Source organism: Streptococcus suis (genome assembly GCF_029616525.1).
Lineage (GTDB): Bacteria > Bacillota > Bacilli > Lactobacillales > Streptococcaceae > Streptococcus > Streptococcus suis_AF.
In genome coordinates, this window is record NZ_JANFME010000001.1 from 4,538 (window position 1) to 25,705 (window position 21,168).

Below are 21,168 nucleotides of genomic sequence, written 5' to 3' on the forward strand. Positions count from 1 at the left end.
ATTATGTAATCAAGCGTCTTTTTTGTCAACCCTTAAAACAGGCTTTTTCATATTTTTTTGAAAAAGTCTTTTTTGCAATCCTTGGAAGTGAGGTGGTGTAATGGCTACCTCACTTCATAATGCTAAAAAAGCTAAAAACGATGAATTTTTTACTCGCTATCAAGATATATCAGATGAAGTTAGCCACTACAGGCAACATTTCAGAGATAAAATTGTTTATTGTAATTGTGATGACCCTATTTATTCCAACTTTTGGAGATATTTTCACAATAATTTTACTAGCTTAGGTCTGAAAAAGTTAATCGCAACTCATTATAGGGCTGATAGCGAACCTTCTTATGCTCTAATTTATGAAGGCGGAGATGATTTCAATATGGAAGCTGGTGACGTTGTACCTATATATGGAGATGACGATTATACAGCTGGAGACTTCCGAAGCAAGGATAGTATTAGATATTTGAAAGAATCCGACATCATTGTCACTAATCCTCCATTTAGTCTTTTGAGGGAATTTGTTGCTCAATTAGTTTGTTATAATAAGAAATTCATCATAATGGGAAATAAAAATGCAATTACTTACAAAGAAATTTTCCCCTTACTGAAAAATAACAAAATTTGGATTGGAAATACTTCTCTAAACGGTGGAAGATGGATGATTATTCCTGATTATATCAAAGCGACTAGCGAAGGAATTAAAATAGATGACAATGGAGATAAAATATTGAATATCGCTGGTGTTTGTTGGTTTACTAATTTAGACAACAACAAACGACACGATGGACTTTGGCATATAGGGGATAAGTTCGATAAAACTAAAGCTCATAAATATTATGAAGGTTTTGAGGAACGCTATCCAAAATATGATAATTACAATGCCATTGAAGTTGGATATGTAAAAGATATTCCGATTGACTACAATGGGATTATGGGGGTTCCGATTACATTATATGAATAGTTTTAATCCAAATGAATTTGACATTCTAGGAATGAGTGCATCTGCTGGTTATAATCCTGAATTGGTAGGTATAGATTTTTTAGGAGAAAAAGATGCACGACCTTTAATTAATGGTAAAAACACATATGCTAGGATATTTATAAAAAATCGAAATCCCATTAAACGTAATGAAGATACAGGTTATTAAGGAGTATAAACAATGAAAGTAACAAGACTAAGAGATATATTAAATAAACCATTTACTATTCATGATTTAGTTACTGGTTATACCAATAATGATGATGGTGCTACTACTGACGCTGTAAAAGGATATAATGGTAACTTGAATATTCGTCCTTCTTATCAGAGAAATAGTGTATATAACGAAGATAAGAGACAAGCTGTAATTCAAACCGTTTTAGATGAGTGTCCTTTAGGTATTATGTACTGGGTTGATTTAGGAAACGGACAATATGAAGTTCTCGATGGTCAACAACGTATTTTAGCTATTTGTAATTATGTTATGGGGAATTACTCTGTAAAATCAAGTAAATTTCCATCCAGTGCTCCACAACAAGATTTCCCAAATCTTCAGATGAACCTAACTGACTTAGCAGAACAAATTCTTGATTATGAGTTAGACATATATGTTTGTGAAGGAACTGCTTCCGAAAAAATGAAATGGTTTCATGTTATCAATACAGCAGGCGAACCATTAAATGAGCAAGAATTAAGAAACTCTGCTTATACAGGAACTTGGCTTTCTGATGCTAAACAAAGATTTTCAACAAAGACTGGACGGGGCGTTGTACTTGCTGACGAGAATCCAAATAACGATAAAGCAGAACCGCTATTAAATGGTAATTGGAATAGGCAGGAGTATCTACAAACCGCTATTAAATGGGCAACTCAAAATGATAGTGACGATAATATAAATACAATTGAAGATTATATGTTGAAGCATCAAGGAGATGCTGATGCTTCTGAATTGTGGCAAAACTTCTCAGCTATTTTGGAGTGGGTACGTGGAAAGTTTATAAGCTATCAAAACAGCTTGAAAGGTATGGATTGGGGAACAATCTATAAAGAATATCATTCAGGACAGCTTGATGACAACGTCATCAAAAATAGCGCCTCAGTTATTAACGAAAAAATTGCGGAGTTGGTAAATGATGATGAAGTTACAACCAAAATGAAAGGAATTTATCAGTACATCATTTATGGAGATTCCAAATATCTCCAACTTAGAACTTTTGATGATAAAACTATCAAGCAAAAATATGAAGAGCAAAGTCATCATTGTGTTTATTGTGTAGATGAAGGAAACAATAGAGAGTATGCTCTCAAAGAACTAGCAGGCGACCACATTACACCATGGTCTTTAGGCGGAAAAACTGTTCCAGAAAATTGCCAATTACTATGTAAAAAGCACAATTCTTCTAAAGGAAATAACTATTAAAATCAAAAAGCGTTTCATAAATTTGAAACGCTTTTTGATTTTATCACAATTACTATATCTTGTGTTTGGTGTAAACTGGTATATAGTTCCCTAATTTTAAACGTCACGGCCAGCGATTTTGAGGCCGATTTATTTCTATATGATACTCAGGCGATAGAATTTCCAGAGTTTTATCTCATTTGCAAAGTTAGCTACCAAGACGACACAATAAAAGCAATTGAATTGGTTGAGATAGGCTATTAAAGAAAAGAGTGTATTCTCCATGAAAGTCCTCTGATGATAGATTTAACAATGTTGCCTTCGTTTTTCTCTGAAAAAACAGAACGTTATAGCAATTGAAATCGTTTAAGCTGCATTTTTTTAGATATGTAGTTAGTATGATATGGATGAGCAGTCGTAAATTTTACTCTGTATATTTTAATTTATTCCGATACTTTGTAGTTTTCTCACAGTCTTAATCGAATTGGACATGTTTTATACATGAAAGGAATGAATTTCTAAGGTAAATGTCTTAGATATAAATTTAACCGAACAATAAATCAGTACACTATCCACTCAAGAAATGGGAGTAGAAAGTAGACTGATATATAGGAACTAAAACTTTTAAAGACCAGTTGCTTGGTCTTTTTTTTGACTTCAAATTGTGGTATAATTGGCTGGTATCAAAAACGCGTTCCATTAGCGCGGAAAGGAAAAAAACATGACAAAAACACCGTTTTACATCACCACACCGATTTATTATCCGTCTGGTAAGCTCCATATCGGATCGGCCTACACGACTATTGCCTGCGATGTCTTGGCTCGCTACAAGCGTCTCATGGGGCACGAGGTCTTCTATCTGACAGGGCTTGATGAGCATGGCCAGAAGATTGAAGAGAAAGCTAAAGAAGCTGGTTTGACTCCGCAAGCCTACGTTGACGGTATGGCGGTTGGTGTCAAGGAGCTCTGGAACTTGCTGGACATCTCTTACGACAAATTCATCCGCACGACCGACGATTACCACGAGGAAGTAGTGGCGGCTGTTTTTGAAAAATTGCTGGCGCAGGACGACATTTACTTGGGAGAGTATTCCGGATGGTACTCCGTATCAGACGAGGAATTTTTCACCGAGAGCCAATTAGAAGAGGTCTTCCGAGATGAAAACGGCAAGGTAACAGGTGGTATCGCTCCGAGCGGCCACGAGGTTGCCTGGGTGTCAGAAGAGTCCTACTTCCTCCGCCTCAGCAAGTATCAGGATAAATTGGTTGAGTTCTTCAATGCTCACCCAGACTTTATCCAGCCGGACGGTCGTCTCAATGAAATCATGAAAAACTTCATCGAGCCAGGCTTGGAAGATTTGGCAGTGTCACGTACCTCATTTACCTGGGGTGTGCCTGTACCGTCCAATCCAAAACACGTTGTCTATGTTTGGATTGACGCCCTACTCAACTACGCAACTGCCTTGGGCTATGGTCAGGAAGAAACAGCCAACTACGACAAGTTCTGGAATGGAACAGTTTACCACATGGTTGGTAAGGACATTCTTCGCTTCCACTCCATTTACTGGCCAATCATGCTCATGATGTTGGATATGAAGTTGCCAGACCGCTTGGTTGCTCATGGCTGGTTTGTCATGAAAGACGGCAAGATGTCCAAGTCTAAGGGTAATGTGGTTTATCCAGAAATGCTGGTTGAACGTTTTGGTTTGGACCCACTGCGTTACTACCTCATGCGTAGTCTGCCAGTCGGCTCTGACGGCACCTTTACACCAGAAGATTATGTCGGTCGTATCAACTACGAACTGGCCAACGACCTTGGAAACCTGCTCAACCGTACCGTTGCTATGATTAACAAGTACTTCGGTGGTCAGGTACCGACTTTTGTGGCTAATGTGACAGATTTTGATGAGGACTTGGCAGCAGTAGTAGCTGAAAACTTGGCAAGCTACCACAAGTATATGGAAGCTGTTGACTATCCACGCGCTCTGGAAGCGGTCTGGAATATCATCTCCCGTACCAACAAGTACATCGATGAAACAGCACCGTGGGTCTTGGCAAAAGAAGAAGCAGATCGTGACAAGTTGGCGGCGGTGATGGCTCACTTGACAGCAGGTCTTCGTGTGGTGGCTCACCTCATTCAGCCATTCATGATGACCACTTCAAATGCTATTATGGAACAGCTTGGTTTGGGAACAACATTTGACCTTGAAAATCTTGACTTTGCAGGTCTTCCAGCAGGTTTGACAGTGGTCGTAAAAGGCACGCCTATTTTCCCACGTCTGGATATGGAAGAGGAAATCGCCTATATCCAAGCCCAAATGGGTGGTAGCTCTGCTATTTCCCAAGAGGAAGAAAAAGAATGGGACCCAGCTGACGTGGAACTCAAAAACGAAAAAGCTGCGATCAAGTTCGAGGACTTTGACAAGGTGGAAATCCGCGTGGCCGAAGTCAAAGAAGTAGCCAAAGTAGAGGGTTCTGACAAGTTGCTCAAGTTCCGCCTGGATGCAGGTGATGGCCAAGACCGTCAAATCTTGTCTGGTATCGCCAAGTACTATCCAAATGAGCAGGAGTTGGTCGGTAAGAAAGTTCAAATCGTTGCCAACCTCAAGCCGCGTAAGATGATGGGCTTGCTCAGCCAGGGTATGATCCTCTCAGCCGAACACGACGGCAATTTGACACTCTTAACAGTCGATCCATCTGTGCCAAACGGCAGTCAGATTGGGTAAAATTGCTTAGAAAAGACACAAAAACCAGCCTAATCAGCTGGTTTTTTGAGTGCTTTCCATTCCTCTTCTAGAATGGACATAATGAGTGTATCGGTGTAGCCATCTGCTGTCTTTTGGCTGTCCCGTTTGATACCTTCCAAACGAAAGCCAGCTTTTTCATAGGCACGTTTGGCGCGTGGATTGAAGGAAAAAACTTCCAGTTCCAAGCGATGTAAGCCAACCTGCTCAAAAGCAAAGTCTCTGGTCTTTTCAACTGCCCAAGAGCCCAATCCTTGTCCCAGATAACCCTCGTCAAAGATAACGATACGGAAGTTAGCAGAGCTGTTTTCCCTATCCAGTTCATTGATAACCGATTCGCCGATGAAGGTCCCGTCAGGTGCCATCAGCATAAAATCAAACCGTTCAGAGTCGTTGACAATTCGATTGTAGTAGCTGACTACATCTTCTTTTCTATAAGTTCCCGAACTCCCCGTCAGGCGATAAATTTCAGCAGAAGGCTTGGTAAAACAGTCCTCATAATACTTCTCCGCAAAGCCCGCTTGGAAGGACTGCAAGACAAAGCCGTCCTTTTCCCATTTGGCAATTTTTTTGGTCATTTTTACTCTCCTTTCCAACATTTTACCACAACTTGCGAACTAAGTAAAGAGAGGAGGTTTTATGTTAGTTGCACTTGATGAAGATGGACAAGTTTTTAATGTCTTGGAAAATCCTGCGCCGCAAGGCAGTTTTACTTGTCCGGGTTGTGGAGGCCTGGTCCGATACAAGTCTGGAAAGGTTCTGCGTTCGCACTTTGCCCATGTCACCCTGCGGGATTGCCACTATTTTTCCGAGAATGAGTCTGCCCAGCACCTCTCCCTCAAATCAGAGATTTACAGCTGGCTTGTGGAAAAGGAGCAGGTTGAACTTGAAAAATGCTTGCCAAAAATTGGCCAGGTCGCTGATTTATTGGTCAATAATGGTCTAGCCTTGGAAGTCCAATGTTCCAGTCTACCGATTTCTCGTTTGCAGGTGAGAACAAAAGCCTATTATGATACTGGTTATCAAGTTGTCTGGTTGCTTGGTAAGGATTTATGGCTCAAGGAACGACTGACCAATTTGCACAAGCAATTTCTCACTTTTAGTATGAACATGGGCTTTCATCTTTGGGAACTAGATGATGAGAAGAAAGAGTTAAGACTCCGTTACCTCATTCATGAAGATTTGCGAGGTAAGGTACACGGTCTTACGAAAGTCTTTCCCTTTGGTCAGGGAAACTTACTGGACATATTACGTTTACCTTTTGCCAAGCAAACCCTATCTAGCATGACTTGTCCAATGGATGAGGATTTGCCTCGCTACATTGCTCAACAGCTTTATTACAAATCCCCCAAATGGCTCGCCCTGCAAGCAGAGGCTTATGGACGTGGAGAAAATCTACTGACCAAGACAGCATTTGACTGGTATCCCCACATCCGTCTACCCCGCTCTGCTATTGGCTTTGCCCAAATTCGCCAAGACCTGACGCCGATTTACCAAGCTTTTAATCAGTTTTACGACAAAGTGGAAAATAAGAGGAAACAAGTCTTGTATCCACCTAAAATGTATAGATAAAACGTGTAAATAATGATATAATAAACAAAAATGGTTACAAGGAGGTTCAAAAGATGAAATTCAGTCGCATTTCCTTGATAAGTGTAGCATTATTGTTAATAGCTTGCTTATCAGCCTGTGCTGCTAGGTATGAAAAAGGACAAACAAGCACTGTCTCGAGTCAGCCAGTACAAACCATCAATGAGGAAGAAGCACAGAAGTTTACCTCCCAACATAGTCAGAAAGTAGTCTCTAAGGAAATAGCGGAAAGCGGAGGTACCAGCATTACCTTTGATGATGGAACTGAGTATGTTCATGTCTCCGATACAACCGTTGGGGAATATTATATGCTTTCCTATCCAAGTGGTTGTAAGGTAACCTATTTCGTTGAAAGTGGTGATTATACTGTAGCGACAGATGAATACGAAGGCGAAGACAAAGCAAGTGCAGCCAAGGGACAGGTCGGACAGTATTTTGTAGACAGTGGCTATTCTATTTCTTTTGCAAATGATGGCGCCCTCCTCATTGATTTACAAGGAAATTTCACCCACCAGTATGATGGCAAGGAGAAAAAAGGTAATATTAAAGATGCTGAAGGAAGCAGTTACGTTGACGATTTGTTAAATAAATATGGTATCCCCAATCTTGCATTCTATGACAGATTTGTCAAGGAAGCAGTAGCAGATGCCAAGACCTACTTTACTACTGATGAGTAGGTTGTAAGCCCTCACTTTTCAATGGAAAGCGAGGCTTTTTTGTGGTAAAATAATAGGAACGGAGGATTTATTATGTCTAAACAACGTCATGAAATTGAAGAAAAATACCAGTGGGATTTGACCACTATTTTCCCAACAGATGAAGCCTGGGAAGCAGAACTTGCAGATTTACAAGCTGAAACTGAAAAAACAAAAGAATTTGCAGGGCATTTGCTCGACTCAGCGATGAGCCTTTTGGAAATCAGCGAAACGCAACTTGGTCTCATGCGTCGCATTGAAAAACTCTATGTCTATGCGTCTATGAAAAACGACCAGGATACTCGCGAAGGAAAATACCAGGAATTTCAGGCTAAGGCTATGGGTCTTTATTCTGCTTTTTCACAAGCATTTGCCTTCTATGAGCCTGAATTTATGGCTATTACTGAAGAGCAATTGGAGGCCTTTAAGGCAGAAGAGCCTGCTCTTGTTCAGTACAGCCATCAATTTGAAAAACTCTTAGCAGCCAAGGATCATGTCCTGTCACAAGAAGTAGAAGAAGTCCTTGCGGCGACCAGCGAGATTTTCGAGTCACCAGCTGAAACCTTCTCAGTCTTGGACAATGCAAGTATTTTATTCCCTGAAATTGCAGACGAGGATGGTCATTTGGTACCACTCTCTCACGGAAACTACATCCACTTTATGGAGTCTAAAAACCGCGACGTCCGCCAAGAAGCATATGAGGCTATGTACGGTACCTACGAGCAGTTCCAGCATACCTACGCTAAGACTTTGCAGTCTAATGTCAAGGTCAATAACCTGAAAGCTCGTTTGCGTAAGTACGATTCAGCCCGCCACGCATCACTTGCAGCCAATTTTATTCCAGAATCCGTTTACGATACATTAGTGGCGGCTGTCAACAAGCACCTTCCGCTCTTGCACCGTTATATCAATTTGCGTAAGAAACTCCTGGGGATTGAGGACTTGAAGATGTACGATATGTACACACCATTGTCAGATTTCAGCACCAAGATTTCTTATGAAGATGCACTCAAGAAATGCCAAGAAACCTTAGAAATCTTTGGTGAGGATTATTCGGCTATTGTGAAGGAAGCCTTCGAAAATCGCTGGATTGATGTCCATGTTAATGAAGGAAAACGCTCAGGAGCATACTCAGGAGGCGCCTACGACACCAACGCCTTCATGCTTCTCAACTGGCAGGATAACTTGGATAATATGTACACCCTTATCCATGAAACAGGGCATTCTCTTCACTCTATGTTGACTCGTAAGACTCAACCCTATGTCTACGGTCATTATTCCCTCTTCTTGGCAGAAATTGCTTCAACAACCAATGAAAATCTTTTGACAGAAAAACTCTTGGCAGAAGTAGAAGATGATAAGGAACGCTTTGCGATTCTTAACCATTACCTAGATGGTTTCCGTGGTACAGTCTTCCGCCAGACCCAATTTGCCGAGTTTGAGCAAGCTATCTATAAGGCAGACCAGGAAGGTCAAGTCTTGACGGCTGATTTCCTAAATGAATTGTACGGTCAGACAAACGAGAAATACTACGGACTTTCTGCCGAAGAAAACCCAGAAATCCAGTTTGAGTGGGCTCGTATTCCACACTTCTATTACAATTTCTATGTCTATCAATATGCGACAGGTTTCGCGGCAGCATCAGCTCTAGCAAACAAGATTGTCAATGGTAGCCCAGAAGACAAAGAAAACTATCTCAACTACTTGAAGGCTGGTAGCTCAGATTATTCCCTCAATGTCATCGCTAAGGCTGGCGTAGACATGACCAAGGAAGATTACCTCAATGATGCCTTCAAGGTATTTGAAGCTCGTTTGGAAGAATTAGAAGCTCTCGTTGAGAAAGGTGTGCACCTCTAATATGATTTCCTATAAACGTTCGATTGTGATACCAGTTGCAGTCAGTATTGGTTTGGTCTTGATTGGAATTGGCTTAATGACAAAGCCGGAACCAGCAGTGATTTCAGGATTGTGTTATTTATTGCTGAATATTCCGTCAGCATTATATGCTTATTTCTTGCGCAAACAGGGAGCTGTCTTTGTCTTGAATGAGCAGTATTTAGAATATCAAAGCAAAGCAGGAGGAAACTATCAGCGCCATTCGTTAGAAGAGATTGCGGAGATTCGATACATCGTTTCTCCTGTCTATCGTGGCTATCAGTCGAAACGTTTGCGAATCGTAGGAAATAAGGGAACACTACTTGCAGTCGTCAATTTGAATAAGCTTGATGGTGCAGATTTTAATGATATTTACCATTTTGTAGAGCAAGTAGCACCGCTTATAAGATGGGATTTTTCAAATTCATAATGGAGGTATTATGTTAACGGAAGAACAACTACAGGACATTTTTGAACTGGCAGACCTCATGTCAAATGGTGACAGGGAGCTATTTCTTCAACTTAGGGATGTGGTTTTTGCTAGTGATCCGAATCAGATTCTAGACTCTATTGAACGCATCTTAGAACCAGATTCATTCGATGATTTCTTGGACCGTATTGGGGAGTCTGAAAAGGAAAATCTTTGGTTAATCTTGATAAAATTACTAGAGCATTATAATTATATTTGTGTGCGTGATTACAAGGATAATCTTGAAGATTTTATCTACTTTTTTGACCGTCTTCATCAAGTCCGCAATGCAGGGATTTCTCTCAAATTGGATTCAGATGGATTAAATCCAGCTGCCTCTATTTCAGAATGGGCAAGAGTCGTTGATAGCAAATATCTTGATGAAAACTTTTGTCTAGGGGCAGTAGATATGGACACGGATAGTTACTATCTCTTTTTCAGTAAGCAAGCGACTTATGTTCGACTTCAAGAACTAGCTGGAAATTTAGGGTATCGAATTGATTACGCCAAAAATATGTAAAGAAAAGGTGGGGAAACCTACCTTTTAGCGTGTTGAGGAAGAAAATCTTGTCGGCTTATGATATAATGGACTCTATGGTCGAATCATATAGTAAAAACGCAAATCACAATATGCGCCGTCCGGTTGTCAAGGAAGAAATTGTGGATTTTATGCGAACACGTCAGGCGCAAAATACAGGTTTTTTGAAAGAACTGGAAGAGTTTGCTCGTCAAGAAAATATTCCAATTATCCCTCATGAAACGGTAGCTTATTTCCGCTTGCTAATGCAGACACTCCAACCTAAACGTATTTTAGAAATTGGAACTGCTATTGGCTTTTCTGCGTTACTGATGGCTGACAATAGCCCGCATTCGAAGATTACAACGATTGATCGAAATGAAGAAATGATTGGCTTTGCAAAGGAAAACTTTGCCAAATATGATCAGCGCCAGCAGATTGAATTGCTGGAAGGGGAAGCGATGGACCTTCTTCCGACTTTACCAGATGACGCATACGATTTTGTTTTCATGGATTCTGCTAAATCAAAATATATTGTATTTTTACCAGAAGTCTTGAAAAAGGTCAAAGTAGGCGGTCTAATCATTTTGGATGATATCTTCCAAGGAGGAGATGTTGCCAAAGATATCAAGGATGTCAGAAGAGGGCAGCGTACTATTTATAAGGGATTACAACGTTTATTCGATGCGACTTTGGATAATCCAGATGTGACTGCTAGTCTTATTTCCATGAGTGACGGTCTCCTTATGTTGAGGAAAAATAGGGAAAATGTTGACTTAAAATATACAGAAATTTAAGAAGTTTTTAAGCTTTTGTGTTATAATGAAAGGGTTAACGAAAAAAGGAGAGAGACTTTAAATGAAGCAAACTAAAAAAATTCTCGCGGGTGCAGTAACACTCTTTGCTGCGGTAACGCTCGCTGCTTGTTCTAATGCAGCTGATAAAGATATCATTACGATGAAAGGCAACACGATTACTGTGTCTGAGTTTTATGAGAAGGTAAAAACAAACTCTCAAGCTCAACAAGTTCTATTGTCAATGATTATTAGTGATGTATTTGAAGACCAGTATGGTGACAAAGTGACTGCAAAAGAAGTCGATGAGGCTTATGACAAAATGGCAGAGCAATATGGTGATTCATTTGCAACAGCTCTTTCTTCAGCGGGCTTGACTCAAGAAACTTACAAAGAACAAATCCGTACTAATAAATTAGTTGAGTATGCTGTAAAACAGGCTGCTGAAAAGGAATTGACTGATGAGAACTACAAGGCAGCTTATGATGCCTATACACCAGAAGTAACCGCACGTGTCATCAAATTGACAGACGAAGCTAAGGCAAAAGAAGTTTTAGCTGCAGCACAAGCTGAAGGTGCAGATTTTGCTCAATTGGCAAAAGACAATTCTACGGATACTGCTACAAAAGACAATGGAGGCGAAGTAAAATTCGATTCAACTTCAACAACTGTTCCTACAGAAGTTCAAAATGCGGTCTTTGCCTTGGATGCAGGCCAAGTAGGGGCATCCGTTATTTCAGTAGTAGATATGACAACTTATACAACTAGCTACTATGTTGTAAAATTGGAAGCGAAGTCAGAAAAATCTGCCAACTGGGAAGACTACAAAGATAAGTTGAAAGAGATTATTTTGGCGCAAAAACAAAGTGATTCAACATTTGTTGCTACTGTGCTGAAAGAAGCGCTCCAAAAAGCAAACGTTAAGGTTAAAGACAGTGCTTTCCAAAATCTTCTTTCACAATATGTGACAACAGAAGAAAGCAGTTCTTCATCAACGGAAAGTAGCTCTTCGTCGACTGAAAGCTCTTCTTCTACAACAGAATCTTCTAGTTCTTCAGGTCAATAATTGACGTTTTACTTATTAAGAATAGATACTTGATTACTTAGTTCAGAAAATTGGCGGTTGTTGCGAGCCATCTAGGCCAAGTATCTTGCTACTTAATAGAACAATTGAATATGAGAACCTGTATTCATAGTTTAGTACTTCTATCTAGGTCTAGTTTTTCAGCTACTCATCGTTAGTTTTTTCAAAATACAGTCGTATTACCTTAAAAACTGCTTTGATTAGCGAAATTCTATCTCTTATATACGAGTGCTTCACTTGTGAGCATAGGTTATGAAATGAGAATGACAAGTCATTGAATGAAGGTGGTACCGCGGTTTTTCGCCCTTCGTTTGGTTTCTTGTTATTTTTTTTGGAGGTTATCATGAAGCAATTTCAAGTGAAACAGCGCTTTACCTTTGGTGGTGAAAAATTTGATATTCGTGATAGTTTTGGGGAGCTTGCTTATCAAGTGGAGGGCTCTTTCCTCGAAATTCCAAAACGATTTATCGTGACCAATTCCATAGGTGGGGAAGTTTGTCAGATTACTAAGAAGTTTTTGACCTTCCTGCCCCAGTTTACCATTGATATGGCAGATGGTCATTCTTTCTACTTGCAAAAGGAATTTACTTTTTTCAAGGATCGCTATACTGTGGAAAATCTAGGTTTAATCCTAGACGGAAATATCTGGGATTTGGATTTTCGCTTGAAAAGACCAGATGGTATGCTCGTAGCTGAAATCTCCAAAGAACTCTTTCATTTAACTTCTCATTACTCCGTTACTGTATTGGAGGACTCCTATGCAGATTTGGTCATTTCCTTGGTGGTCGCAATTGACTACATCGAAATGATGGAAGATGCATCGAATTAATCGTGAAATAATCCTTCAGTTTAACTGGTCCGTTAAATTGAACCCGCCTAACTATCACTTATGAAAGGAAATGTTCAATTTAGATAATTTTCTGAATTGAACCGGCCCGGAAGGCTCGCTTCTTTCTAATGCTGACTTCTCAAAATATCTAAACGAAAGGAAAGGGCATCGAGTTTATTCTGAAATGAACTCGGGCTACGGACTTTGTCAAAAAGAGAAACCCTTCCTAGACGCAAGCGTCTTCGTCAGGTTTCCTATTTTGACGGTGTCCGCTTAACGCCCTTAGTATCTTAGTTGAACTCGGGCTACGGACTTTCCCCTCAATTATTACTATATGAAAGGAAATGTTTAATTTAACTGTTTCGTTAAATTGAACCCGCCCGGAAGGCTCGGAAAAAAGATAAACTGCCTAGGAAATCAGGATTTCCTGTCAGTTTCCTATTTTTCAGTCGCCTTCTAATCGGGCTTGGTATCTTAGTTTATGAAAAATCTATCTTCTGCTCAAATTCGTCAAATGTGGTTGGATTTCTGGAAATCAAAGGGTCACTCTGTTGAGCCTTCAGCAAATCTAGTCCCTGTTAACGATCCAACTCTTTTGTGGATCAATTCTGGTGTGGCCACCCTCAAGAAATACTTTGATGGCTCTGTCATTCCAGATAACCCACGGATTACAAATGCCCAAAAATCAATCCGTACCAACGACATCGAAAACGTTGGTAAGACAGCCCGCCACCACACCATGTTTGAAATGCTTGGTAACTTCTCTATCGGAGATTATTTCCGTGATGAAGCGATTGAGTGGGGCTTTGAGCTTTTGACCAGTCCAGAATGGTTTGATTTTCCAAAAGACAAGCTCTACATGACTTACTATCCTGATGATGTGGATTCATACAATCGTTGGATTGCCCTTGGTGTTGAGCCAAGCCACTTGATTCCGCTTGAAGATAACTTCTGGGAAATTGGTGCAGGTCCTTCTGGTCCAGATACGGAGATTTTCTTCGACCGTGGTACTGACTTTGACCCTGAAAACATTGGTATCCGTCTCTTGGAAGAAGATATTGAAAATGACCGTTACATCGAGATTTGGAATATCGTATTGTCCCAGTTCAACGCAGACCCAGCTGTTCCTCGCTCTGAGTACAAGGAATTGCCAAACAAAAACATCGATACGGGCGCAGGTTTGGAGCGTTTAGCAGCTATTTTCCAAGGGGCTAAGACCAACTTTGAAACGGACCTCTTCTTGCCAATCATTCGTGAAGTAGAAAAGATTTCTGGTAAGACCTACGATCCAGATGGCGACAACATGAGCTTCAAGGTTATCGCAGACCATATCCGTGCCCTTTCTTTTGCCATTGGTGACGGTGCCCTTCCAGGAAATGAGGGCCGTGGTTATGTCCTTCGCCGTCTTCTCCGTCGTGCTTCTATGCATGGCCAACGTTTAGGCATTACAGAGCCATTCTTGTACAAATTGGTGGAGACAGTTGGCAATATCATGGAGAGCTACTATCCAGAAGTGCTTGAAAAACGTGCCTTCATTGAGAAGATTGTTAAGAGTGAAGAAGAGTCATTTGCTCGTACTATCCATACAGGTTCACAATTTGCTGAGCAATTGATGGATAAATTGGCAGCAGAAGGTAAGTCTGAGATTGATGGTCGTGACATTTTCAAACTCTATGATACCTATGGTTTCCAAGTAGAATTGACAGAAGAATTGGCTGAGCACCGTGGTATGACCCTTGACATTGCTGGCTTTGAAGCGGCTATGAAAGAGCAACAAGACCGTGCACGTGCCTCAGTTGTCAAAGGTGGTTCAATGGGTATGCAAAATGAAACCCTGGCTGCTATCACAGAAGAGTCGACCTTTGTTTATGGCCAAACAGCTCTTGAAGCAAGCTTATCTGTCATTGTGGCTGATAATGCGCGTACAGAAGCAGTCTCAGAAGGTCAAGCCCTCCTTGTTTTTGACCAAACACCATTCTATGCAGAAATGGGTGGTCAGGTTGCAGACCATGGTTTTGTGAAAAATGCTGCTGGAGACATTGTTGCGACTGTCATCGATGTGCAGAAAGCACCAAATGGTCAACCATTGCACACAGTTGAACTGTCCGCAAGTATTTCAGTTGGTCAAACCTACACACTTGAAATTGAAACAAAACGCCGTAAGGGTGTTGAGAAGAACCACACAGCAACTCACTTGCTCCATGCAGCTCTTCACAATATTATCGGCGAGCATGCAACACAGGCTGGTTCCTTGAACGAACAAGACTTCCTCCGCTTTGACTTTACGCATTTTGAGGCAGTTACTGCGGAAGAACTTCGTCGTATTGAAGAAGAAGTCAATGAGCAAATTTGGAATGCCATTCCAGTTGTGACGGTTGAAACTGATATTGACACAGCTAAGGAAATGGGTGCCATGGCCCTCTTCGGTGAAAAATACGGTAAAGAAGTCCGCGTTGTTACTATCGGTGACTACTCTGTGGAGCTCTGTGGTGGTACCCATGTTAGCAACACCGCTGAAATCGGTATCTTCAAGATTTTGAAAGAAGAAGGTATCGGTTCAGGTACTCGCCGTATCATTGCGGTAACAGGCCGTGAAGCCTTCCTTGCCTATCGTGACCAAGAAGATGCCCTCAAAGAAGTAGCGGCAACTATCAAGTCACCGCAGATCAAGGAAGTGCCAAACAAGGTTGAAAGTCTTGCACAACAAGTTCGTGACCTGCAAAAAGAAAATGCAGCTCTGAAAGAAAAAGCAGCGGCAGCAGCTGCTGGAGATGTCTTCAAAGATGTTAAAGAGGCAAATGGTGTTCGCTACATTGCTAGCCAGGTCCAAGTTTCAGATGCAGGTGCTCTCCGTACCTTCGCTGACAACTGGAAGCAAAAAGACTACTCTGACGTCTTGGTGTTGGTTGCCGCAATCGGTGACAAGGTCAATGTCCTTGTAGCAAGCAAGTCAAACGATGTTCATGCAGGAAACCTCATCAAAGTCCTTGCTCCAATCGTAGCAGGTCGCGGTGGTGGTAAGCCAGACATGGCCATGGCAGGTGGTAGCGATGCTTCTGCTATCCAAACCCTCTTGAACAGCGTAGCTGACAACTTATAATCTATACAAAAAAACTCTTTTATCCATTGGGTAGAAGAGTTTTTGGTATAATAAAAACATGATTTTAGTTTTTTATTTTCTTCTGCAAGTCATGAACATACTGTTTATCTGTCTAATAATATCCTATCAGATATGGAATTATCTATTAATTATTCCTCTCTATCTCATCTTTTGGATACGGTACCAAGGAAGTCCTCTATCCACGTTTTAGAAAGATAGAGCAAGTCTATAGGAAGAAATACAATCAGCGAAGCAGAAAGCACCAGCTAATTTACTACGCGGGTTTTGTTATGATTTATTCGGTTAGTTTTCCTTTTCTGATTATCGTCGCAATGTTTGTTACTGAGGCGGTCAAATCGATGATTGGTGAGAATTCAGGGGAAGTAATCATAGGAGTATTTATCATGAGCATTCTTCTTTTATTTACTCTGGTGCATGGCAAGCTACAAAGTTATAAAAGAAATTATGCTAAGTGGTTTAATTTAGAGATTATCATGTGGGAACATGGACATCCAGTCTTTAGAGAAAAGAAGCGAGAGTAATCTTGCTTCTTTTTTAATGAATTTTGGCTATCCTGACCAATATTTACTACATTTTGACAATGTTCATAAACTTTTTGACAAAAATTATTATTTTTTTGACAAAGATACTTGTCAAAAAGAAAAAGAAGTGTTACAATGATATCAAGATAAGGAGATGAAAACGAATTCATCAGACAAGAAAAAAGAAAGCTGGGTATAACCATGAAAAAGATAAATAGCAATAAAAAAGGAATTTTGATTACAGGAACAACCGTTGCGCGTGCAGTCGAAATAGGGTCCATTCTATTATTGGCTTACATTCTCCTTTCTGATTTGCTGGGATGGAGCGATATGGATACAGCTCTAATGACTACTCTAATTGCTTCAATTGCTTGTATCGAAGCAAGTTTACAAATGGAGAAAAAAGGAAATATGTAGAAGGAGATAGACCATGAAACGGTACATTTCAGCAGATATGTCAGCGATTATGATTATAGGGTCAATTATTATCGGCTTACTGATTGGAGTTGCTCTAGGACTACATAGTTTAGTCTAGGTTGCAGAAAATAGAAGGAGAAGAAACATGGAAGCGAAAAAGAAATTATATGAAGTCAATATCATGGAAAATAAGAAGTTTGTTTGGGGATTGAATATTCTTTCGACTGTTCTAATTTTCCCATTTGCTCTTCTATTCGGTAAGTTAGCCTTTTCCTTGTTGGCTAATGTAGAACAAAATTTGCCACTTACCTTACCAGAGTTATGGATAGGGATGGTTCTATTTCCTCTTTTGATAGTAGTGCATGAGGCTATCCACGGCATCTTCTTCAAGGTTTTTTGTCCTGAAAATCCTGTTAAATACGGGTTTAAATGGAAATCGGGCATGGCCTATGCTACCAGTCCAGGTTCCCTCTATAATCGGATGCAAATGTTGGTAATTTCCCTGGCTCCCTTTGTTGTGATTAGTCTAGGCTTGACAATACTAGCGAGCTTAGGGGGAATGGACGTATCTCTTTATCTGATGGTAGCTACCATGCATGCAGCTGCTTGTGCTGGTGATTTCTACTATACTTATCTCTTGTTGGTTAAGTTTGCTAAGGGGAATATAGCAGTTGAAGATACAGAAACAGGCTTGATTATCTACCAAGTCTAGAAAGGAAAACTCATGGAATATGTCTTAAAAAATCGGCTCAAGGAATTGCGAGCCAGAGATGGTCTCAATCAAACAGAACTAGCCAAGTTAGCAGAGGTTTCGCGACAGACCATTAGCTTGATTGAGCGGGGGGAGTACACGCCCTCGGTGGTCATTGCCATGCGAATTGCTCAAATTTTTAATGAAAATGTGGAGAATGTCTTTCAATTAGTGGAGGTTTGAAAATGAAAAAAGGATTTGTAAAGAAACACTGGAAGTTAGGGCTATTATTTATTTTGGGTTGGGCGACTGGGGCTACGGCTTCAGCACTAAACCGCACAGACTTGCCAAAATTAGTTGACATTGGGACAATCCTGTGGGGAGTCCGTCTGCCAGCTCTAGGCTTATTGCTTGCAGGTGCCTATTTTGCTTATACTGCCTCTCAAACCCACAAGGAATATGAGTTGGTGGATGAGGATGAAGAAGATTTGTTAGACCAGGTTTCCAATAAAATGTACCGTAGCCTAGAGTATGCAATTATTCTTACTAACTGCGTTAGTGCTCTGGTGATTATGAGTCTGTTTGTTAGTATGCAGTTGGTTTCGGATGAAAAAATTCCTCTAGTGGATTCTCTTGTTGATGCAGGGTTATTTGTCATTCTACTTGTGGCAAACTATATCGTCTTGAAATTGATTCACAAGATTCGGAATTATAAGCTCTCTATCTTTTCAACCTTTGAAGATGTCAAGGCTTATCTTGACTCTTACGATGAGGGCGAGAAACAGGCAAGCTATGAAATGTCCCAGTGGATTGTCTTCACTTTGAATCAACTTGTTCTACCGAGTTTGTATGGCGTACTATTGGTCATATCAGCCATTCTCAAAGAACAGCAGCTGGTTGCCTACTTAGTCGTTGTCTTTATTCATCTTTACATCAATATCATGCAGTATCGCATGGTTCGTCGTTACTTCAAATAAGGATTTTTGAAAGAGTTTTAGGTGATAGCTATGAAAAAGGAAAATCTACACATTCGAGCAATTCGTTATTTCTATGATATTGTTGATGAGTTAGACGAGGTGTCTTATGCGGCCTTGACCAATTTCGGTAACAATATGTATATGCTCTTTATGACAGTGACACTGCTGAGCTTCCTAGTTAGCTTTGCGCTGGGAGAAGATGTTATGGGGATAAGCTTCTTCTTGACATTGGTATATTCTCAGGTCAAGCAAGAGGCCATTATCAAACGGCTGGGCTTGGATAAATTGGTGGTTGCCAAGGCTGATGTAAAAATGGCTCGGAAGAAAATGATGAAACGAACTCTGTATCAAACCTTACAGATTGCCGTTTTGAGTTTGCTAGTCAGTATCGGCCTCTGGCAGTCACAAATTCCACAGGAAAGTGGAACATCTGCAGCAGAGTATTTCCAATTTGTCACTCCCATGACAGTTGTTCTTCTGACCCTGGTGGGATTCATTAGTTTCTATATTGTTAATCGTAAGAAAATCAAACGTATTTAGTTTAGATGGAGGTCAACTCATGAAAGTCTTTAAGAAAATTTATCTTGCTTCGTTTATCGGTCTCGGTCTCTACGCATTTGGCTATGTTTTCGGAGAATGGCTGGCTACTGGGCAGATTGATTTGTCAAATCTGAATATCCTTCTGCCGATGGTTTTGGGCTTGCCAGCTCTACTATTGTTCGAAAAAGGTGCTAAGAACTAATTGAGTGTATATAAAGGAGATTGCTATGAATAGACTTGGAAATGTCAAAGATTGGAATGTGGTTAAAAATTGGAAGTTTCTCTTTGTGGGACTGGCTGTCGTTGCACTAAATGTATTGACCCAGTTGGCTATGTTTACCCTACCAAATTTTGATGGGAATAACCTTCTGATTGCTGCAGCCCTTTTATTGTTAGCCGTGGTGCTTGGTCTTATCTTGACTGGTAAATTAGGTCTGTGGAAAAGTGAGCAGAAGTGGGGGATGGGTGCGAATGTTGGTTTTGTAGCCCTCGCCTTTATCGTTATGTTTGGTCTGAAAATAATTGGTGGGCAATTGATTATGCTGGAAGAGGGATACGGTCAAACGACTGCCAATCAGGAAATCATCAACAATTCAGGCTTACCGACTTTACTTTTGTTTCTCTTTACAGTTTTCTTTGCTCCAGTTTTGGAGGAACTGCTTTTCCGAGGGATTCTTATGGGGAAAGTCTTTGGTAAGGATTCGATTGTGGGATTATTGTTATCGAGTTTTCTGTTTGGACTTATTCACAATCCGACCAATATCGGATCTTGGGTTGTCTATGGAGGTATGGGCCTGGTCCTGGGATTCGCTTATCGTATTTCTGGCAAATATACCAATGCACTTATTCTACACAGTCTGAATAATCTTCTCGGATTTTTGTTGATGCTACTGATGCAAAGTCTGGGCTTGATATAGGAGGATAGGATGGAACTATTTTTATGGATTCTTGTGGGATTTCTATTTTTCAATTCTCTATCAGATAGGAAAAAAGTGAAGCAGTTGCAAGTTAGGGTAAAAAAGTTGCAGAAAACTACAAAAGGAGAAAATCAGATGTCCGTTTTATTGAAAGAATTGGTCGGAAGTAAGGCTAAAATCCGCTTTGATGAGGAATTTTCTATTGCTTATGAATACACCATTTTGGCAGTTGATGAGGAATGGGTTAAAATTTCTCGTGAATTAGCGAATGGGGAGATTGAAACCAAGTTAGTACGAGTCGATAATATTATTGACTTGAGCTTTTAGGGAGGGAATATGTTAAAATTTATCAAACACGTCGCATTAATATTTCTATACTTTGTTGCTTATCAAATTGCTTCAGGTTTTCTGATGGTAGGACCAACTTTACAAAGCATACAAGACATACCTACCCAGTTGATTGACAGTACAATTTGGATTTGTGCGATAGTTGGTATCGTTCTTTCCATTGCGCTCATTATTCTGTTATGGAAGTATATCTATCCACGTCATTCTATTGACTATCATGTGACAGCTTCATGGTTCCATAAGATTCAATGGCCGATATTACTCTATATTGCATTTTTTATCTTCCAATTTATTGTACCAGTCCCAGAAAGTGAAAATCAAAAGCTTGTGATCGAATTCGTATCAGCTTATCCCTTGATTGCATTTAGCTCAGTAGTGGTTTTTGCTCCAATTTTAGAAGAATTGATTTTCCGTGGATTTTTAGCGACCTATTTCTTCCCTAAAATGGCAGATATGAAGGCTGTTGGAATCTATCTTGCTGTAACGGGGTCTTTATTTAGTCTGGTCCATATGCCAGCAACTCTTCCCCAATTTTTGATTTATTTCACTATGGGACTCAATCTAGGATGGCTCTATCTGATCAAACGTGATATTCGTTATCCGATTGCGTTACATATGCTCAACAACGGTATTTCTTATTTGATGATTGTATTTTTAGTATAAAAAAT

At 40.3% G+C, this 21,168-nt stretch carries 24 protein-coding genes; 23 read left to right on the forward strand and 1 reads right to left on the reverse strand.

Annotation, left to right across the window (positions count from 1 at the left end):
• Positions 1 to 100 precede the first annotated feature (100 nt).
• From NOL38_RS00040 to metG, 4 genes are all read left to right on the forward strand, one after another.
• Entirely contained in the window at positions 101 to 955 is an 855-nt protein-coding gene (locus NOL38_RS00040) for an adenine-specific methyltransferase EcoRI family protein (protein ID WP_277941032.1), read from the forward strand.
• Complete coding sequence (locus NOL38_RS00045; RefSeq protein WP_277941033.1) at positions 948 to 1,142, forward strand: hypothetical protein; 195 nt, start codon at positions 948 to 950, stop codon at positions 1,140 to 1,142. Before NOL38_RS00040 ends, NOL38_RS00045 begins: the two co-directional genes overlap by 8 nt.
• Before the next feature lie 12 nt (positions 1,143 to 1,154).
• The gene (locus NOL38_RS00050) at positions 1,155 to 2,393 is read left to right on the forward strand and encodes a GmrSD restriction endonuclease domain-containing protein (RefSeq protein WP_277941034.1); all 1,239 of its coding nucleotides are present in this window, start codon (positions 1,155 to 1,157) and stop codon (positions 2,391 to 2,393) included.
• A gap of 700 nt (positions 2,394 to 3,093) precedes the next feature.
• Positions 3,094 to 5,097, forward strand: coding sequence for a methionine--tRNA ligase (gene metG, locus NOL38_RS00055; protein WP_277941035.1), 2,004 nt, complete (start codon positions 3,094 to 3,096; stop codon positions 5,095 to 5,097).
• Between the two features lie 29 nt (positions 5,098 to 5,126).
• Here metG and NOL38_RS00060 read toward each other — a convergent pair whose 3' ends face one another.
• On the reverse strand, positions 5,127 to 5,693 hold the full coding sequence (locus NOL38_RS00060; RefSeq protein ID WP_024391871.1) for a GNAT family N-acetyltransferase: 567 nt from the start codon (positions 5,691 to 5,693) through the stop codon (positions 5,127 to 5,129).
• A 61-nt stretch (positions 5,694 to 5,754) separates the two neighbouring features.
• On the opposite strand from NOL38_RS00060, the gene NOL38_RS00065 reads away from it, so the two are divergent.
• From NOL38_RS00065 to NOL38_RS00155, 19 genes are all read left to right on the forward strand, one after another.
• Positions 5,755 to 6,687 (forward strand): competence protein CoiA, encoded by a 933-nt coding sequence (locus tag NOL38_RS00065; RefSeq protein WP_277941036.1) that lies wholly within the window; start codon positions 5,755 to 5,757, stop codon positions 6,685 to 6,687.
• Between the two features lie 53 nt (positions 6,688 to 6,740).
• Positions 6,741 to 7,382: a hypothetical protein gene (locus tag NOL38_RS00070; protein ID WP_277941037.1), complete on the forward strand. Its 642-nt coding sequence runs from the start codon at positions 6,741 to 6,743 to the stop codon at positions 7,380 to 7,382.
• 72 nt (positions 7,383 to 7,454) lie between these two features.
• Positions 7,455 to 9,257, forward strand: coding sequence for an oligoendopeptidase F (gene pepF, locus NOL38_RS00075; protein WP_277941038.1), 1,803 nt, complete (start codon positions 7,455 to 7,457; stop codon positions 9,255 to 9,257).
• A gap of 1 nt (position 9,258) precedes the next feature.
• A complete protein-coding gene (locus NOL38_RS00080; RefSeq protein ID WP_277941039.1) occupies positions 9,259 to 9,705 on the forward strand; it encodes a hypothetical protein in 447 nt (148 codons plus the stop codon).
• Between the two features lie 10 nt (positions 9,706 to 9,715).
• A complete protein-coding gene (locus tag NOL38_RS00085; RefSeq protein WP_277941040.1) occupies positions 9,716 to 10,264 on the forward strand; it encodes a DUF6630 family protein in 549 nt (182 codons plus the stop codon).
• A gap of 74 nt (positions 10,265 to 10,338) precedes the next feature.
• On the forward strand, positions 10,339 to 11,058 hold the full coding sequence (locus NOL38_RS00090; protein ID WP_277941041.1) for an O-methyltransferase: 720 nt from the start codon (positions 10,339 to 10,341) through the stop codon (positions 11,056 to 11,058).
• A 61-nt stretch (positions 11,059 to 11,119) separates the two neighbouring features.
• Positions 11,120 to 12,121, forward strand: a complete 1,002-nt coding sequence (prsA, locus tag NOL38_RS00095; RefSeq protein WP_029996495.1) for a peptidylprolyl isomerase PrsA — start codon at positions 11,120 to 11,122, stop codon at positions 12,119 to 12,121.
• Between the two features lie 361 nt (positions 12,122 to 12,482).
• Positions 12,483 to 12,968 carry an LURP-one-related/scramblase family protein gene (locus tag NOL38_RS00100; protein ID WP_141596898.1) on the forward strand — a complete coding sequence of 162 codons (486 nt, stop codon included), beginning with the start codon at positions 12,483 to 12,485 and terminating at the stop codon, positions 12,966 to 12,968.
• Between the two features lie 481 nt (positions 12,969 to 13,449).
• Positions 13,450 to 16,068, forward strand: a complete 2,619-nt coding sequence (alaS, locus tag NOL38_RS00105; RefSeq protein WP_277941042.1) for an alanine--tRNA ligase — start codon at positions 13,450 to 13,452, stop codon at positions 16,066 to 16,068.
• A 290-nt stretch (positions 16,069 to 16,358) separates the two neighbouring features.
• Positions 16,359 to 16,610, forward strand: a complete 252-nt coding sequence (locus tag NOL38_RS00110; RefSeq protein ID WP_029944329.1) for a hypothetical protein — start codon at positions 16,359 to 16,361, stop codon at positions 16,608 to 16,610.
• 201 nt (positions 16,611 to 16,811) lie between these two features.
• Positions 16,812 to 17,027 carry a hypothetical protein gene (locus NOL38_RS00115; RefSeq protein ID WP_277941043.1) on the forward strand — a complete coding sequence of 72 codons (216 nt, stop codon included), beginning with the start codon at positions 16,812 to 16,814 and terminating at the stop codon, positions 17,025 to 17,027.
• Positions 17,028 to 17,172: 145 nt separating this feature from the next.
• Positions 17,173 to 17,739: a DUF3267 domain-containing protein gene (locus NOL38_RS00120; protein ID WP_277941044.1), complete on the forward strand. Its 567-nt coding sequence runs from the start codon at positions 17,173 to 17,175 to the stop codon at positions 17,737 to 17,739.
• A gap of 12 nt (positions 17,740 to 17,751) precedes the next feature.
• On the forward strand, positions 17,752 to 17,961 hold the full coding sequence (locus NOL38_RS00125; protein WP_029944331.1) for a helix-turn-helix transcriptional regulator: 210 nt from the start codon (positions 17,752 to 17,754) through the stop codon (positions 17,959 to 17,961).
• 2 nt (positions 17,962 to 17,963) lie between these two features.
• Positions 17,964 to 18,695 (forward strand): DUF3169 family protein, encoded by a 732-nt coding sequence (locus NOL38_RS00130; RefSeq protein WP_277941045.1) that lies wholly within the window; start codon positions 17,964 to 17,966, stop codon positions 18,693 to 18,695.
• A gap of 30 nt (positions 18,696 to 18,725) precedes the next feature.
• Positions 18,726 to 19,235 carry a DUF3278 domain-containing protein gene (locus tag NOL38_RS00135; protein WP_277941046.1) on the forward strand — a complete coding sequence of 170 codons (510 nt, stop codon included), beginning with the start codon at positions 18,726 to 18,728 and terminating at the stop codon, positions 19,233 to 19,235.
• 19 nt (positions 19,236 to 19,254) lie between these two features.
• A complete protein-coding gene (locus NOL38_RS00140; RefSeq protein WP_277941047.1) occupies positions 19,255 to 19,437 on the forward strand; it encodes a hypothetical protein in 183 nt (60 codons plus the stop codon).
• A gap of 25 nt (positions 19,438 to 19,462) precedes the next feature.
• Entirely contained in the window at positions 19,463 to 20,152 is a 690-nt protein-coding gene (locus NOL38_RS00145; protein ID WP_277941048.1) for a CPBP family intramembrane glutamic endopeptidase, read from the forward strand.
• A 9-nt stretch (positions 20,153 to 20,161) separates the two neighbouring features.
• Positions 20,162 to 20,479 carry a hypothetical protein gene (locus NOL38_RS10455; RefSeq protein WP_024388414.1) on the forward strand — a complete coding sequence of 106 codons (318 nt, stop codon included), beginning with the start codon at positions 20,162 to 20,164 and terminating at the stop codon, positions 20,477 to 20,479.
• Between the two features lie 9 nt (positions 20,480 to 20,488).
• Positions 20,489 to 21,163: a CPBP family intramembrane glutamic endopeptidase gene (locus tag NOL38_RS00155; protein WP_277941049.1), complete on the forward strand. Its 675-nt coding sequence runs from the start codon at positions 20,489 to 20,491 to the stop codon at positions 21,161 to 21,163.
• Positions 21,164 to 21,168 lie beyond the last annotated feature (5 nt).

What these genes read in the sequence shown, in the direction of transcription:
- NOL38_RS00040 (WP_277941032.1), top strand. Translation starts at nt 101, where the DNA reads ATGGCTACCTCACTTCATAATGCTAAAAAAGCTAAAAACGATGAATTT.
- NOL38_RS00045 (WP_277941033.1), top strand. Translation starts at nt 948, where the DNA reads ATGAATAGTTTTAATCCAAATGAATTTGACATTCTAGGAATGAGTGCA.
- NOL38_RS00050 (WP_277941034.1), top strand. Translation starts at nt 1,155, where the DNA reads ATGAAAGTAACAAGACTAAGAGATATATTAAATAAACCATTTACTATT.
- metG (WP_277941035.1), top strand. Translation starts at nt 3,094, where the DNA reads ATGACAAAAACACCGTTTTACATCACCACACCGATTTATTATCCGTCT.
- NOL38_RS00060 (WP_024391871.1), bottom strand. Translation starts at nt 5,693, where the DNA reads ATGACCAAAAAAATTGCCAAATGGGAAAAGGACGGCTTTGTCTTGCAG.
- NOL38_RS00065 (WP_277941036.1), top strand. Translation starts at nt 5,755, where the DNA reads ATGTTAGTTGCACTTGATGAAGATGGACAAGTTTTTAATGTCTTGGAA.
- NOL38_RS00070 (WP_277941037.1), top strand. Translation starts at nt 6,741, where the DNA reads ATGAAATTCAGTCGCATTTCCTTGATAAGTGTAGCATTATTGTTAATA.
- pepF (WP_277941038.1), top strand. Translation starts at nt 7,455, where the DNA reads ATGTCTAAACAACGTCATGAAATTGAAGAAAAATACCAGTGGGATTTG.
- NOL38_RS00080 (WP_277941039.1), top strand. Translation starts at nt 9,259, where the DNA reads ATGATTTCCTATAAACGTTCGATTGTGATACCAGTTGCAGTCAGTATT.
- NOL38_RS00085 (WP_277941040.1), top strand. Translation starts at nt 9,716, where the DNA reads ATGTTAACGGAAGAACAACTACAGGACATTTTTGAACTGGCAGACCTC.
- NOL38_RS00090 (WP_277941041.1), top strand. Translation starts at nt 10,339, where the DNA reads ATGGTCGAATCATATAGTAAAAACGCAAATCACAATATGCGCCGTCCG.
- prsA (WP_029996495.1), top strand. Translation starts at nt 11,120, where the DNA reads ATGAAGCAAACTAAAAAAATTCTCGCGGGTGCAGTAACACTCTTTGCT.
- NOL38_RS00100 (WP_141596898.1), top strand. Translation starts at nt 12,483, where the DNA reads ATGAAGCAATTTCAAGTGAAACAGCGCTTTACCTTTGGTGGTGAAAAA.
- alaS (WP_277941042.1), top strand. Translation starts at nt 13,450, where the DNA reads ATGAAAAATCTATCTTCTGCTCAAATTCGTCAAATGTGGTTGGATTTC.
- NOL38_RS00110 (WP_029944329.1), top strand. Translation starts at nt 16,359, where the DNA reads ATGATTTATTCGGTTAGTTTTCCTTTTCTGATTATCGTCGCAATGTTT.
- NOL38_RS00115 (WP_277941043.1), top strand. Translation starts at nt 16,812, where the DNA reads ATGAAAAAGATAAATAGCAATAAAAAAGGAATTTTGATTACAGGAACA.
- NOL38_RS00120 (WP_277941044.1), top strand. Translation starts at nt 17,173, where the DNA reads ATGGAAGCGAAAAAGAAATTATATGAAGTCAATATCATGGAAAATAAG.
- NOL38_RS00125 (WP_029944331.1), top strand. Translation starts at nt 17,752, where the DNA reads ATGGAATATGTCTTAAAAAATCGGCTCAAGGAATTGCGAGCCAGAGAT.
- NOL38_RS00130 (WP_277941045.1), top strand. Translation starts at nt 17,964, where the DNA reads ATGAAAAAAGGATTTGTAAAGAAACACTGGAAGTTAGGGCTATTATTT.
- NOL38_RS00135 (WP_277941046.1), top strand. Translation starts at nt 18,726, where the DNA reads ATGAAAAAGGAAAATCTACACATTCGAGCAATTCGTTATTTCTATGAT.
- NOL38_RS00140 (WP_277941047.1), top strand. Translation starts at nt 19,255, where the DNA reads ATGAAAGTCTTTAAGAAAATTTATCTTGCTTCGTTTATCGGTCTCGGT.
- NOL38_RS00145 (WP_277941048.1), top strand. Translation starts at nt 19,463, where the DNA reads ATGAATAGACTTGGAAATGTCAAAGATTGGAATGTGGTTAAAAATTGG.
- NOL38_RS10455 (WP_024388414.1), top strand. Translation starts at nt 20,162, where the DNA reads ATGGAACTATTTTTATGGATTCTTGTGGGATTTCTATTTTTCAATTCT.
- NOL38_RS00155 (WP_277941049.1), top strand. Translation starts at nt 20,489, where the DNA reads ATGTTAAAATTTATCAAACACGTCGCATTAATATTTCTATACTTTGTT.